The 13,036-nt window shown below is 51.6% G+C and carries 10 protein-coding genes; 7 read left to right on the top strand and 3 right to left on the bottom strand.

What is annotated here, in order from left to right:
• The first annotated feature begins 72 nt into the window (after nucleotides 1–72).
• On the top strand, nucleotides 73–1,188 hold the full coding sequence (locus BN3911_RS07975) for a PfkB family carbohydrate kinase (protein ID WP_066863742.1): 1,116 nt from the start codon (nucleotides 73–75) through the stop codon (nucleotides 1,186–1,188).
• Nucleotides 1,189–1,196: 8 nt separating this feature from the next.
• Nucleotides 1,197–2,471: a family 4 glycosyl hydrolase gene (locus tag BN3911_RS07970; protein WP_066863740.1), complete on the top strand. Its 1,275-nt coding sequence runs from the start codon at nucleotides 1,197–1,199 to the stop codon at nucleotides 2,469–2,471.
• 206 nt (nucleotides 2,472–2,677) lie between these two features.
• On the opposite strand, the gene BN3911_RS07965 is transcribed toward BN3911_RS07970, so the two are convergent.
• Nucleotides 2,678–3,409 (bottom strand): 6-phosphogluconolactonase, encoded by a 732-nt coding sequence (locus BN3911_RS07965; protein ID WP_066864337.1) that lies wholly within the window; start codon nucleotides 3,407–3,409, stop codon nucleotides 2,678–2,680.
• Between the two features lie 199 nt (nucleotides 3,410–3,608).
• Between BN3911_RS07965 and BN3911_RS07960 the strand changes: the two genes are divergently transcribed.
• The gene (locus BN3911_RS07960) at nucleotides 3,609–4,742 is read left to right on the top strand and encodes an ROK family transcriptional regulator (RefSeq protein WP_147578550.1); all 1,134 of its coding nucleotides are present in this window, start codon (nucleotides 3,609–3,611) and stop codon (nucleotides 4,740–4,742) included.
• Between the two features lie 258 nt (nucleotides 4,743–5,000).
• Here the strand turns inward: BN3911_RS07960 and BN3911_RS07955 are convergent, their stop codons facing one another.
• Together BN3911_RS07955 and BN3911_RS07950 are read right to left on the bottom strand one after the other, a co-directional pair.
• Nucleotides 5,001–6,008, bottom strand: coding sequence for a uroporphyrinogen decarboxylase family protein (locus BN3911_RS07955; RefSeq protein WP_066863737.1), 1,008 nt, complete (start codon nucleotides 6,006–6,008; stop codon nucleotides 5,001–5,003).
• A 90-nt stretch (nucleotides 6,009–6,098) separates the two neighbouring features.
• Nucleotides 6,099–7,871, bottom strand: coding sequence for a sensor histidine kinase (locus tag BN3911_RS07950; RefSeq protein WP_066863735.1), 1,773 nt, complete (start codon nucleotides 7,869–7,871; stop codon nucleotides 6,099–6,101).
• A gap of 246 nt (nucleotides 7,872–8,117) precedes the next feature.
• Between BN3911_RS07950 and BN3911_RS07945 the strand changes: the two genes are divergently transcribed.
• The 4 genes from BN3911_RS07945 (at nucleotide 8,118) to BN3911_RS07925 (ending at nucleotide 12,990) form a co-directional block, all read left to right on the top strand.
• On the top strand, nucleotides 8,118–9,692 hold the full coding sequence (locus BN3911_RS07945) for an ABC transporter substrate-binding protein (protein ID WP_187127708.1): 1,575 nt from the start codon (nucleotides 8,118–8,120) through the stop codon (nucleotides 9,690–9,692).
• 442 nt (nucleotides 9,693–10,134) lie between these two features.
• Nucleotides 10,135–11,061 carry an ABC transporter permease gene (locus tag BN3911_RS07935; RefSeq protein WP_066863728.1) on the top strand — a complete coding sequence of 309 codons (927 nt, stop codon included), beginning with the start codon at nucleotides 10,135–10,137 and terminating at the stop codon, nucleotides 11,059–11,061.
• Nucleotides 11,062–11,081: 20 nt separating this feature from the next.
• Nucleotides 11,082–11,969, top strand: a complete 888-nt coding sequence (locus tag BN3911_RS07930; RefSeq protein ID WP_066863725.1) for a carbohydrate ABC transporter permease — start codon at nucleotides 11,082–11,084, stop codon at nucleotides 11,967–11,969.
• A gap of 214 nt (nucleotides 11,970–12,183) precedes the next feature.
• Nucleotides 12,184–12,990 carry an alpha/beta hydrolase gene (locus tag BN3911_RS07925; RefSeq protein ID WP_066863722.1) on the top strand — a complete coding sequence of 269 codons (807 nt, stop codon included), beginning with the start codon at nucleotides 12,184–12,186 and terminating at the stop codon, nucleotides 12,988–12,990.
• The last annotated feature ends 46 nt before the right edge of the window (nucleotides 12,991–13,036 follow it).

Here is a 13,036-nt window from a genome sequence, read left to right as displayed (position 1 = left end):
TGCGTTTAATTAATTAGATTAATTAAATTGAAATCGTCTTCGACATTCTTTCACAGAAAGGGGGAACCGGGTTTGGATGAAATATTGAAAAGGCTGCGTTCTACGGCAGCTGTTCCCGCCGTGATGGTGGGATTCGACGGGTATGTCGACAGTATTTTCCGGGTGTGCAGACAGACAGGGGAAGCGGGGACGTCCTTTTTTGAGACTATGGCAGAGTTCGGTGGTTACATAGCGGAAAAGGCAAAAAAGAGCTGTTCTTTGGAACTGCAGCTGCAGACAATAAAGCTTGGCGGGAATATGCCGATCTTCTCCCAAGCCATAGCAGGATTGGGTGCTTCCGTCAACTGTATCGGGGCGTTGGGAAGCCCGGAAATCCTTCCCCTGTTTCAACAGATGCATCCGAACTGTGTGCTGACCGGCGTCAGCAACCCTGGTCTGTGTCAAGCGCTGGAATTCGACGACGGCAAGGTGATGCTGGCCAGGAATGAGGGGATAGGATCTCTGGATTATGAACGTCTTACGGCGCGGCTTTCTGCCGGGCGGCTACGTGAGATGGCGGAGCAATCCTCTGTGATTGCCTTCCTGAACTGGAGTGAGCTGCAGGGAAGCAGTTCCATCTGGAAGGGCTTTCTGCGGGAGATCCTGCCGGGAATATCCCGAAGAAAGTTGCTCTTTCTGGACCTCTCAGATTGTTCTCAGCGCCCGGTGGAAGAGGTGCGGGAGGCAGCCGGGCTGATTTCTGAATTCGCCGCGTTTATACAACCCGTACTCAGCCTGAATCAAAACGAGGCAGAAGTTTTGACCCGAAGCATTGGGCTGCCAGTGTCAGATAGTGAGGCTATGGCCCTGCGGTTGAGAGAAGCGCTTTCCTGCAGCCTGGTAGTAATCCACCATCTGGACGGGGCTTGCTGTGCTGGTGCGGAAGGATGCTTCCGCTGTGCAAACAAGCGGATTGAGAAGCCCAGACTGTCTACTGGGGGCGGTGACAATTTCAATGCGGGGTTTGTTTTGGCGCTGCTGCTGGGCCTTACGCCGGGACAAGCGCTTTTTACAGCCAATGCGGTTTCGGGGTACTATGTTTCACAGGGAAAAAGTCCGGACCGTGAAGAATTGATCGGCTGGATGGAAGCCTATGGTACAGAAATCATACCGGGGGAGTTTTATCGCCCGGAACAGAAGAAAGGATGAATTGATGTATGAGAACGCCTAAAATTGTCTTTATCGGAGCAGGCAGCATGTCGTTTGGCACACCGACGTTCCGGGACATTTTTACGTCCCCGAAGATGAAGGGAGCCACTCTTTCCTTGGTGGATATTGATCCGGAGAACCTGGAAAGAATGTATGGCCTGGCGGTCAAGCTGAACGAGCACACCGGCTGGGGGCTGACCATCGAAAAGACTGGGGACCGCAGGGAAGTACTGCCAGGCGCCGACTTTGTCATCAACAGTCTGGCGATTGAGCGCTGCGAGCTGTGGAAGCAGGATTTCAATGTGCCGAAAAAATATGGTGTGCGCCATTGCCTGGGAGAAAATGGCGGTCCCGGCGCCTTGTTTTTTACCATGCGCACTTTTCCCGTCATTATGGATATTGTCCGTGATATGGAAGAATTGTGCCCTAACGCATGGTTCCTGAATTTTTCCAATCCGGAAACCCGCATCATTCTGGGCGTCAACATGTATTCCAGCATCAAATGTATCGGTCTGTGCCACGGCATTTTTATGGCGCAGCACGACATTGAGAAGATTCTGGGAAGAGAGCCGGAATCTATCGACGTCTTTGGAGCGGGTATGAACCACTTCCAGTGGATTCTGTCCATTCGTGATAAGGAAACCGGAGAGGACCTGTATCCGGAATTCCGGGAGAAGGAAAAAGCCTTTGACCCCTCCTTCATGCCCTACTCCAGAAAGCTGTTCCGCTTTTTCGGACTTTATCCCACGTGCTCTGACGATCATCTGGGAGAATACCAGGCTTATGGGTATGAGGCTGGAGAGCATGGCTATGATTTTGATTGGGATGCACAGGACCGTGTACGTATGAAAAGAGAAATTGCCGCGCTGGTTTCCGGAGAAAAAGAGATCGATGAATGGCTGGTGCCTTCGGGGGAACAGGCAATTGAAGTGGTGACGGGAATCTTTTTCAACGACAGAAAAAACATTCCCTCTGCCATTGTCTATAACGATGGCGCGCTTTCCCAGCTGCCGGACGATGTAGCGGTGGAACTGCCCATCACTGTAGATGGCGACGGCGTCCATAAAAGGGTGGTGCGCAGTATGCCGGATGGTGTGATTGGATTGATGAACCAGCAGGTCTCCGCCCAGAGGCTTTCGATCCGGGCAGCGGCCCAGGGTTCCAAGGAATTGGCTCTTCAGGCTCTGTTGTGCGATCCCGTCATTCAGAGTACAGATGCGGCGGTAAAGATCGTAGAGGAGCTATTTGAGAGAAACAGGCAGTATATCAGAAAATGTGTGTGATCTGAATCGGAAAGGGGGACCGGTACAGACCAGAAGAATTTCCCCTTTCCGATACGCTGTTTTTTCATGTGTCCTCCGCGAGGGCCGAAAAACAGTTTCGCGGTATCCTCCTTCAGAATAGGAATAGTTAGGGAGAAAGGTTCCCCAATGCCAAACCCTCTGAACAACAAAAAGGCTGCCCACAGATGGGCAGCCTTTTCCCTTTCTTATCCTGCCGGGCAAAGGGACGCGGCGGCACGGTCACACCAAAGAGCGGCATTGGGGAGGTCTTTCAGTCCGGTAGCAGGCAGCAGGTTTGTTACAGGGCTCTCCATAACCTTTTGGAGAATTTGGCTTTTTCGTTCCCCGTTTACCACCAGCAGAATGTTTTTGGCTGCGGCGATATCAGCGAAGCCAATGGTAAGGCCGCCTGTGAGTTCTGGGGCGCTGTCAAAATATTTCTGCCCCACCTTCTTTGTAGTGCCGTCAAGCTGTGTAAGATGCACGGAAAGGGTGAAATCCACACCCGGCTCATTGAGCGCCAGATGGCCGTTCATACCCATCCCCAGCAGGATAAAATCCAGGCCTCCAGCCTCTGCTATGCTGCAGCGGACCGCTTTGCATTCGGCCTGTAGGTCGGACGCCTTTCCATCTATCAAGCGGACCCTTTCAGGCGGGAAATTCACCTGTGACAGAAAATTTTGAATCAGAAAATCACTGCAGCTTCCCGGGGTGCTCCTGTTCATTCCCAACCATTCATCCATAGCGAGGAAGCCGGCCTGAGAAAAATCCACCTCGTTTTGCCGGTAACGGCGGACCAGCTCTTGGAAGACGCCCAGGGAGGAATGGCCCGCCGCAAGGCAGAGCAGGCTGCGGGGATTCTGCCTCAGCTGCCCGCAGATGGCATCCGCTACTGCTGAGGACAGGAGAGTATCGTCAGGGAATACTTTAAATTGCACAAGGCACACCGCCAATTCTAAAGATTGAGGAGAATTTTTAATTTATTAATAAAGCTAATTAAAGAATAGAATATTCTTAAAAAAAAGTCAAGGGAATCTGCAGTGTTTACAGTAATAGCTGTCATTTTTGAAGCACTTGACAGTGTGTTAAAACACCTTATAATATATTTTAAGAGGATTAACGATTGGAGGGGATTCCGTGAAATCCCATGTTTCATCTCATCTGAAGGATATGAACCGCAGGAACGTATACAAACTGCTCTGCGGGATGGAGGAGACTTCCAAATCAGAACTTGCCCACATCACCGGAATCAGCCCTCCCACGGTGATGAAGATTGTGCAGTTTTTGGCTGAGAGGGAGCTGGTTCTGGAGGTAGGAGAGGGGGAATCTCCTCTGGGAAGGAAGCCTCAGATGCTGCGCCTCAACAAAAACCGGTATTATTCCATCGGTGTGATACATGAGGGAGATTATCTCAAGGTGGGGATCAGCAACCTGAAAAACGAGGTGCTGACGCTTAAAAAGGTAAGAGTTCAGGCAGATTTTGACCAGGTGATGGGGGAGACCCTCTTCCAGGTAATCAATGAACTGCTCGTGGGAAGCGATATCCAGCTTTCCAATGTGCTGGGCATTGGCCTGGGAATTCCCGGGACATACGATGTGAAACGGGAAAAAGTGATCATGGCGCCTCTGATTGGTCTTACGCAGGAAACCGGCATTTCGGATGTGATCCGGAAGGTGGAAAGCTACTATGGAAAGCCGGTGTATGTGGATAACGATCTGAACATGGAGGTGATGGGAGAATTCCTGTCCCTGGGGCTGACTGAGGAGAACGATTTGATCTATCTCTCCTTCGGCACAGGCATCGGCAGCGGCGTCATCCTCAATGGAAAACTGCGAAGAGGGAAGAATTACATGTGCGGCGAAGTGGGTTATATGGCTTTTCTGGACGACTATGTGGCTGACGCGCATCATGCCGGATGGCTGGAGAGCAGGATCAATCTAAACGCGCTGCGGGAAAAATTCGGATTTGCCCAGGATGGGAGTATTCCAGAGGAAAGCCGGGAGGCTATCATTGAATATGTCGCCGTCTCCGGCGCACTCTGCATCAACAACATGATGATGTGTTATGACTGCGACAATATTTCCCTGGGCGGAGAATTGTTCGACCTCTTGGGAGATGGGCTGTTTCATTCCATGGAAGAAAAATTGAACCGCCTCTCTGTGAGCGGTGCGCGCCTGCGCAGACGGTCCTGCATGGATCCTGGAGTTTTGGGGGCCGCAGCGGTGGCAAAAGAAGAAATGATCCGGCAGCTGCTGAGAGAACAGGAGTAAGACCGGCAGAAGGAAGAGGGCTTTGCTTGCAGCTGCAGATGGAAAACGGATTGTCTTCCGGAGGATAACAGGATTAAAATATAGTTCTGTTTTGAGACGGCGGGGAGATGTTTTCCTTCCTCCGCTCGCTTTTTTCATACCCGGCGCGAGCGGATGTGCGTGTTTTCTGAGAAAATGCGGAACTGCGGTATGGAAGAAATAGACCGTAAAAAAGGACAGCGGAAATTACAAATACCACTGTCCTTTTTATATCTGGAATTATTTTTGGTAATATTCCTCTACAGCCCGGAAAAATGCGTCAATGTTTTCCCAGCTGCTGGCGGGTGGGATATCACAGCCGGAGGAAATGACAAAATTGGAATGGCCGGGGCAGCACTCGGACATGATACGCAGGGTTTCCTCCCGGATGGATTCCGGCGTGCCGTTTTTAAACTGTCCGGCGGGATCCACGTTGCCCATCACCACCACATCGTCAGGTATGTGGGGAAGCATTTCTTTCATGGAAATGGCGTTGCCGAAATGATAAGCCGCAGCCCCTGTGCGGAGGATGGAGTCGATCATCTGGATGGTGTTATTGCCGCAATTGTGATAGATGACCAGGAATTCGTCGGTCTGCACGGCATCAACGATCTCTTTTACATAAGGTTCGGAAAATTCCTCGGCCAGATCGGGGGAGAGCAGACCGGTCAGTGGTTCCGCCAGTACAACGCCGGCGGCGCCGGTATCCCGATAGGCAAGAAGGTAGTTGATGAGGAAAGCGGTAACCTTTTTCATCGCTGCGTGGACAAAATCCGGGTCGGCATAGCAATTGACCATAATTTCGGTCACATCCATCAGCCGTCCGGCAAGAGAGTAAGGGCCTATCACCCCTGCAAAAACAGGTCTGTCCTGAATCAGCCCGCAGGCCTGGCGGATGGCTTCGATATACTGACCCGTACGTCCTGCGCCCACGGGGGGAATGGAGAGGGCGTCGGCGTCCTCTTGGGAGATAAGGATGGAACCGATTACAGTGGGAACTTCATCATCGGCAAAACGGATTTCTGAGCCAAAGGCTTCCGCTTCCACAGACAGGTCCATCATGCTCACGGCGGCGGCGGAGTCTAACCGGTCAGCAATGAGCTTCATGCCCTTCGCTTGCAGTTCGCTGCTGTTCACCAGATCCCGCACAGTAACTCCCATCAGGCTGATAGAGGGGAAGGACAGTACAGGAAGGGCTTTCTTTTGAGGCGATTCTTTCAGTTGTTCAAGCCAAAGCTTTGCGTTCATGACGCTTCACACCCTTTTATAATTGCTGCTGCCAGTATAGCGGAAACAGAAAAAGGCAGCTATCACTTTCTTTTGATTTTTAGGAAAATCTTATTTATCTGCCAATTTATTTGAATCCGCTGAAAAATTCATCTCAGCAGCTGGTCTTATCTCCTCATCGGGCAGGAGGATTTCCACGCAAGCCCCTTTGTCGGAATTGTAAAAATGCAGGGAAAACCGGTTTCCGTAGATCAGGGAAAGGCGTTTATGGATATTCCGGATCCCCACGCCCCTGCCGCCGTGGCTTCCGCCGTCCAGATAATAAGCGGGATCATTCAATAGTTCCAGATACTCATCCGGGAATTTGGAACCATTGTTTTTCACGATGAATCGGAGCTTTTGCTGTTCCTCCAGCCGGGAAACAAGGATGCATACCGTGAGGTTCCAGGCGTTCAATTCCGCATGCTTCACCGCGTTTTCCACGAAGGTGAGCAGCAGCAACGGCGGGATTTCCCGAGAGAGAAGGGCTTCTTCGATGGAATCCTGCATCTGGTTTTCCGTCCGGTGGCGGATATTCTGGATGTCCAGATATTCCCGGATCACGGAAAGTTCTTCCCGCAGAGTGACCATTGTAAACCCGTCCCGGAACAGGAAGCGCACGTAATTGGAAAGCTTCAGACAGAACTCCTGGATGCGGGAGAAATCTTTTTTCTGAGCCATCCCAAAGATGATACTGAAGCAGTTGACGAAAAAGTGAGGTTTGATTTGCAGCTGAAAATATTCCAGTTCTGTTCTTGCCAGGGCCAATTTTTCCTCATAGACGTCTATTTTCAGTTCCTGAAGCTGCATTTGCAGGGAGTCAAAGGCCTCCACAGCTTCATCCAATTCAGCAAAGCCCCGTTTTTTTACATGCCTGCGCACGGAGGCATAATCGTTTACATGCTGCTGGAACTCCTGGAATGGGGTTTCGATGTACCGATGGAAATAGGTGAGGGTATACAGGGAAAAGGCGAGGATGATGAGGAGCGTCACGCAGAAGAAGGTGATCAAAAAAAGCAGGTTTTCCTGGTCTATATAAGGGTCGTCATTGACCAGCAGGCGGATGTCCGCCCGGTGCATTTCGTAAACCTCGCAGAACTCCCCCCAGCGGGAACAGGTGGCGGTGCCGCCGTCCAGTTCAATACCACGATCTACAAGCGTGCCTTTTCCCAGAACAGGTTCATAGCTGCTGTCCAGCACAACATAAAGACCGTTGGGGCTCAGGACAGCGCCCTGCAGGACGGAAAAGGCGTCGCTGCAGGAGAGCCAGCAGGCCACATAGTTTCCCTGGTAGGTATATATCTGCAGCAAGTAGGCGCTTCCGTTCACTGCTAGGGGCTTCCAGAGCAGATGGCTTTCCCCAAACAGAGCTTTTCCGGCGGATTCCTTAATCATGGTGCGGATGGCGTCGTTGTCGGAATAATTGCTGCCGGAATCAAAACGGGAGACAGACAGGCTCCGGGAGGGGCAGTAGTAAAAAAGATTGAAATTTCCAGCCCACAGGCTGTTCTGCCGGTCGAATTCCTCCCACAGGCTTCGGGCCGCAACCAGCCTGTCGTGAGTATCCTCCTCTGTATTTATTTTTTTGGTCAGAGAATTGTTCATAAGGGTTTCCGTGAGATAAAGGTTTACCATGGAAAGAGAACTGTCCAGGTCTTCCAGCTGTGTAGAGACGGCTGTGTCAATCCGTTCCCGCCCGCTCTCTCTGGCATTGATGATAGAATAGACCAGAAAACCGGCGCCGGCCAGGAAAATAGGGATGAGCAGCAGTACCAGCAGGAGCAGGATTTTTCGCAGAAACGGGGACATTCGCCTGCGGGGCACAATGGTCTTTTTTTCTTCCATAGACAGCCACCCTTTCTGATCGAAAAGCGCAGGAATCGCATCCTACAGGAGATGCATTTTGTTCATCATACCGAATTTTAAAGAAAAAAGCAAGGATGGTTTTTTAAACTGACTATCAAAATATCCCAAATTTGATATTTGATATCCCGTTTTATTATATACTTTTTTTCTCCAATTGGGTATGATGGGCTTGCTGATTTCGAAGCGGCTGCCGGCGGGCGGCCCACCAATTTTATGGAGGTATGTATGATGGCGAAAAAAATCCTGAGCACCCTTCTCGCACTTGCGATTGTCGCGGCGACCTTTGCCGGCTGCGGCGGAGGGGACAGCGGCTCCAAGACGAGTTCGGCGGCGTCTAAGGAGTCCAAGGCGTCCACATCTTCTGCGGGCGAGGACAGTTCGGCTGCGTCCACAGACATCAATTTTGACGAAGCTCCCTATGAGATCAATTACCTGTACCTGGTAGCCCAGGAGGGGGCAAACCAGAGCAAAGTTGCTCAGGCGGTGAGCGACCTTGCAAAAAAAGAGATCAACATGACTGTGAAGCTCATTCCCATGACCTTCGGCACCTACAATACGCAGATTTCCATGATGCTGGCAGCCAATGAGCCTTTGGATATCTTCCCTGCCATGTCCAACCAGTTTTCTACTTATATTGATTCTCAGTATTTGATTAACTGTGCGGATTATCTCGATTATATGCAGGATGCGGTGAAGGTCTTGGGCGATGACGCCTTTGCCGGATACATCGGCGATTTCCTGGTGGGCTTCTCCAACATGAAGGAACGCGCTTATCCCGCAGGCCTGGTGGTCCGCAAGGACATTTTTGAAGAGCTGGGCTACAAGGCGGAGGACTTCAGCGTAACAGTGGATGATTATTCCACCTTTGATCAGATCACCGAATTGTTTGCCAAGGTGAAGGAAGCTTATCCCGACATGACTATGCTGGATGGCACCTCCATTATGGGCCTGCAGACCGGCTCCTATTTCGATAATATGGGCAGCAACTTCGGCGTATTGGAAAATTACGGCCAAACCACTACAGTAACCAACTGGTACGAATCCGATCAGTACAAGAAATTCTGCGAGATCGGCAGAGACTGGTTTACCAAGGGCTATTCCTCCCAGGACATCGCAGTGAACCAGGATTCCGGTGAAATCAAGATGAAGGCCGGAAACACCTTCTCCTATATCACCAATGTTAAGCCCAACACCAACGTGGAAAAGCTGGCGCAGACAGGCTACGAGGTAGAGGTTGTCTATCTCAGCGATATCATGAAGAACACCAATGCTGTGAACGCCGACCTGCTGTGCATTGCCAACGCCTCCAAGGATCCCAAGAAGGCTGCCCAGTTTATGAACTGGAGCTATGTCAGCGGCGATTTCAACGACCTGATCAACTGGGGTATTGAGGGCGAAGACTGGGTTCTCACCGACGACGGCATGGCGGCTTATCCGGAAGGCGTAGACGCTCAGAGCGTAGGGTACCACAACGACTTCGGTTTTGTGTATCCCAACCAGTTTGCGGGCCATCCCTGGACAGGAAACCCTGCGGACATTTGGGATCAGTATGCGGAATACAATTCCAGCCTGATGGTTTCCAAGGCCTATGGCTTCACCTTTGACTCCCGGCCGGTAGCCACGGAAGAGGCGCAGCTCAACTCCGTAGAGGAGCAGTACAAGAAGGACCTGGCTTTCGGCGCTGTGGAGATCGAAAGCAAGCTGAAGGAGTTTAACGATGCGCTGTATGCTGCGGGCCTGCAGACTGTGATTGATGAAAAGCAAAAGCAGCTGGACGCATGGCTGGCAGAACAGGGCTGAGTTCCCGGTTCCCAAAAACAGAGAAATAGAAAAGGGCCGCTGCTGCTTTTGTGGCAGCGGCTTCTCTGTTCACAGCACGGCTTTCCGGCAGTGCAGGGAGTCCGGCGCCAGGAAAGACAGTGTCTATTAAATATCCAAAATTTGATATTTGGTATCCGGTTTTATTATATACATTTTTTTGCCAATTCGATATGATAGGTTTACGGAATTACGAAAGGGCTGCCTGCCGGGCAGCCAACCACAAACTTGATGGAAGGGGGAGCTTGCCTTTCCGGCCAAAGGGAGCCGGGGAAGAAAAGCGTGTTGTTTCGGACCGGAACAGATTGAGAGACGTGGGGCCTGCCTTGCGGCGCAGCCGGGGCGGCTGGGGATCGGCCAAGATTCCCGGCGAACGGCGGAGAATGGACGCTGCGTCTGGAGAAAGGAAGAGAATTCATAAGTTATGAAGACAAAGAAAATGACCGCGGCGCGGTTCAGGCAATATATCCCGCTGTATATCATGATGATTCCGGGCGTGGTATATCTGTTCATCAATAACTACATCCCCATGGCAGGCATCGTGGTAGCGTTCAAAAAGTACAATGTTAACGACGGCATGTTTGGGAGCCCCTGGAATGGACTGAAAAACTTTGAATACCTTTTCAGCACCAAGGATGCGGCTGTCATCATCCGCAACACATTGCTGTACAATATTGCCTTTATTGCTGTGAACACCATAGTGGGCATTATGCTGGCCATCTTTATCTCAGACGTGGTGAGCAAACGGATGAAGAAGCTGTATCAGAGCTCCATCCTGCTGCCTTTCCTGATTTCTATCGTGGTGGTGAGCTACATTGTATTCGCCCTGTTGAGCCATGAAAACGGCATGTTCAACAAGAGCATCCTGCCAGCCCTGGGTCAGGCGCCTATGCAGTGGTACAACGACACTACCTACTGGCCGGTAATCCTGATTATCACCAATTGCTGGAAGGGCGTGGGCTACGGAACGCTGATCTATATCGCGGGTATCGCGGGTATCGACCAAAGCTACTACGAGGCGGCAGAGCTGGACGGAGCCAATAAATGGCAGCAGATTACCAGTATCACGCTGCCCTGTCTGATTCCTTCCATCATTACCCTGCTGCTGATGCAGATCGGAAAAATCTTCTATTCCGATTTTGGCCTGTTCTACCAGGTGCCGCAGAACTCAGGTTCCCTGTACGCGGTGACCAATACCATCGACACCTATGTTTACCGTGCCCTGATGACCTCGGGCGGGATCGGCCGCTCCTCTGCGGCAGGCGTGTTCCAATCTGTTGTGGGCTTCACGCTGGTGATGATTTCGAACCTGGTAGTCAAAAAGGTCAGTGCGGAAAACGCCATATTCTAATAGGAGGAGGTACAAGGGTTATGATTATGTCAAAAGGCAGGAAAGCCTATCAGATCGTCATCAACATCATCCTCGTCCTGGTGGCGCTTCTTATGGTGTTGCCGCTGGTGCTGCTGTTTATGTCGTCCATCACGGATGAAAATACATTGGTGGTCAACGGCTATTCCTTTTTCCCGGCAAAGTTCAGCCTGGGTGCTTATCAATACATTATGCAGAATTCGGCCACAATTTTCCGCGCCTATGGAATCACGATTATTGTGACGGTTGTAGGTACGGCTGGAAGCCTGATTTTGGCCTCGCTGATGGCGTTTCCGCTGTCGCTGCGGGATCTGCCAGGCAGGAGCATCCTGAGCTTCTACGTGTTCTTCACCATGCTGTTCTCCGGTGGTCTGGTACCCTCTTACATCATGTGGACTACCACCTTTCACATCAAAAATACCATCTGGGCCTACATCCTGCCCAACTTCCTGCTGGGCGCGTTCAACATCATCCTGGTGCGTACGTTCTTCAGCACCAGCATTCCCAACGACATATATGAAGCGGCAAAGATAGACGGCGCAGGCTATCCGACGATTTACTGGAAGATTGTACTGCCCTTGGGCAAGCCCATCCTAGTGACCATCGGCCTGTTCGCGGGCCTGTCCTACTGGAACGACTGGACCAACGGCCTCTACTACGTCAACCAGTCGGATATGCTGAGCATTCAGGCGCTTTTGAACCGGATGATACAGGACATTCAGGCTCTGGCCGCCCATTCCACGGCAGATTCAGGCGCGTTGATGCAGATACCGCAGGTATCCATACGAATGGCCATAGCCTTTGTGGCGATTCTGCCCATTCTTCTGGTCTATCCTTTCCTGCAGAAATATTTTGCCAGCGGTATCATGCTGGGCGCAGTCAAGGGCTAAGCGGCGGCAGCGTGGCGCTGCACCCATGTCGCGTGGATTGCGACCTGCCGTCGCTGCGTTGGGCGAAGGAGTTCAGCCCGGATCACGCGTTCTGGAAGAGGCTTCCGGATTGTGTTGGGCGAAAACAGGTGCGAGAACGCCTGGCCGCCCTGCGTAATAAAAAATAATAGCCTTGCCTTTCTTGAGAAAGGCGGAGAAAAGGAGTTGTATTAAAATGGCAAAGTTTACCTGCAATTTTATCTCTTATACGCTGAAGCGCACGGTGGACATCACGGTTGTGATTCCCAGTCCGACCATCCCGGAATCTATGGGGATGACAAAAGAGGGCGCCTGCAGTCATACGCCGGCGGAAAAATATCCGGTGGTTTACCTGCTTCACGGAATGGGCAACAACCATGCCACCTGGACGGGTTACACCAATGTGGAAATGTACGCAGAAGAACGCCAGATCGCCATTGTAAACCTTTCGGCGGAAAACAAAAGCTACGTCAAGGTGGGCGGGGATGATTTCTTCACCTTTGTCTCCAAAGAGCTGCCGGATTTCGTCTGCGGTATGTTCCCCATCTCCCGGAAGCCGGAGGACACCTACATTGCAGGCCTTTCCATGGGTGGGTTCGGCACGCTGGTACATGCCCTGAACTTCCCGGAGCGCTTTGCCGCGTTCGGTGCTTTTTCAGCGGCGGTTAAGCTGAATCCCGCCCAGTTGGCTGGAGGAGATACCAATGCGGCGCAGGAGACGGCGCCGGAGCCTCAGTACGACCCTGCAACCCTGGCTGATCAGATTGTTCAGGACGGGAAGAAGTTCCCCAAGGCCTATCTGGCCTGCGGCGCAAAGGATTTTCTGTTTGAAGCAAATCGGGAATTCCGAGACAAGCTGCTCTCCCTGGGCGCCGACGTGACTTGGGATGAGCACCCGGATTACGGCCATGAGTGGCGTTTCTGGGATCTGGAAGTGGAGAAATTCCTGGATTGGCTTCCCCGTACGGATGCCTACGGCGTAGCGGGAAAACGTCAGATCTGAAGTTGGAACAAAACCTGCTGGGACTGTGAATTTACTCTGGTACTGG

This window comes from Neglectibacter timonensis (genome assembly GCF_900048895.1).
GTDB classification, from domain to species: Bacteria; Bacillota; Clostridia; order Oscillospirales; family Acutalibacteraceae; genus Acutalibacter; species Acutalibacter timonensis.
This window is presented reverse-complemented; position numbering and strand designations above follow the sequence as displayed.

What these genes read in the sequence shown, in the direction of transcription:
- BN3911_RS07930 (WP_066863725.1), top strand. Translation starts at nt 11,082, where the DNA reads ATGATTATGTCAAAAGGCAGGAAAGCCTATCAGATCGTCATCAACATC.
- BN3911_RS07925 (WP_066863722.1), top strand. Translation starts at nt 12,184, where the DNA reads ATGGCAAAGTTTACCTGCAATTTTATCTCTTATACGCTGAAGCGCACG.
- BN3911_RS07950 (WP_066863735.1), bottom strand. Translation starts at nt 7,871, where the DNA reads ATGGAAGAAAAAAAGACCATTGTGCCCCGCAGGCGAATGTCCCCGTTT.
- BN3911_RS07955 (WP_066863737.1), bottom strand. Translation starts at nt 6,008, where the DNA reads ATGAACGCAAAGCTTTGGCTTGAACAACTGAAAGAATCGCCTCAAAAG.
- BN3911_RS07935 (WP_066863728.1), top strand. Translation starts at nt 10,135, where the DNA reads ATGAAGACAAAGAAAATGACCGCGGCGCGGTTCAGGCAATATATCCCG.
- BN3911_RS07945 (WP_187127708.1), top strand. Translation starts at nt 8,118, where the DNA reads ATGATGGCGAAAAAAATCCTGAGCACCCTTCTCGCACTTGCGATTGTC.
- BN3911_RS07970 (WP_066863740.1), top strand. Translation starts at nt 1,197, where the DNA reads ATGAGAACGCCTAAAATTGTCTTTATCGGAGCAGGCAGCATGTCGTTT.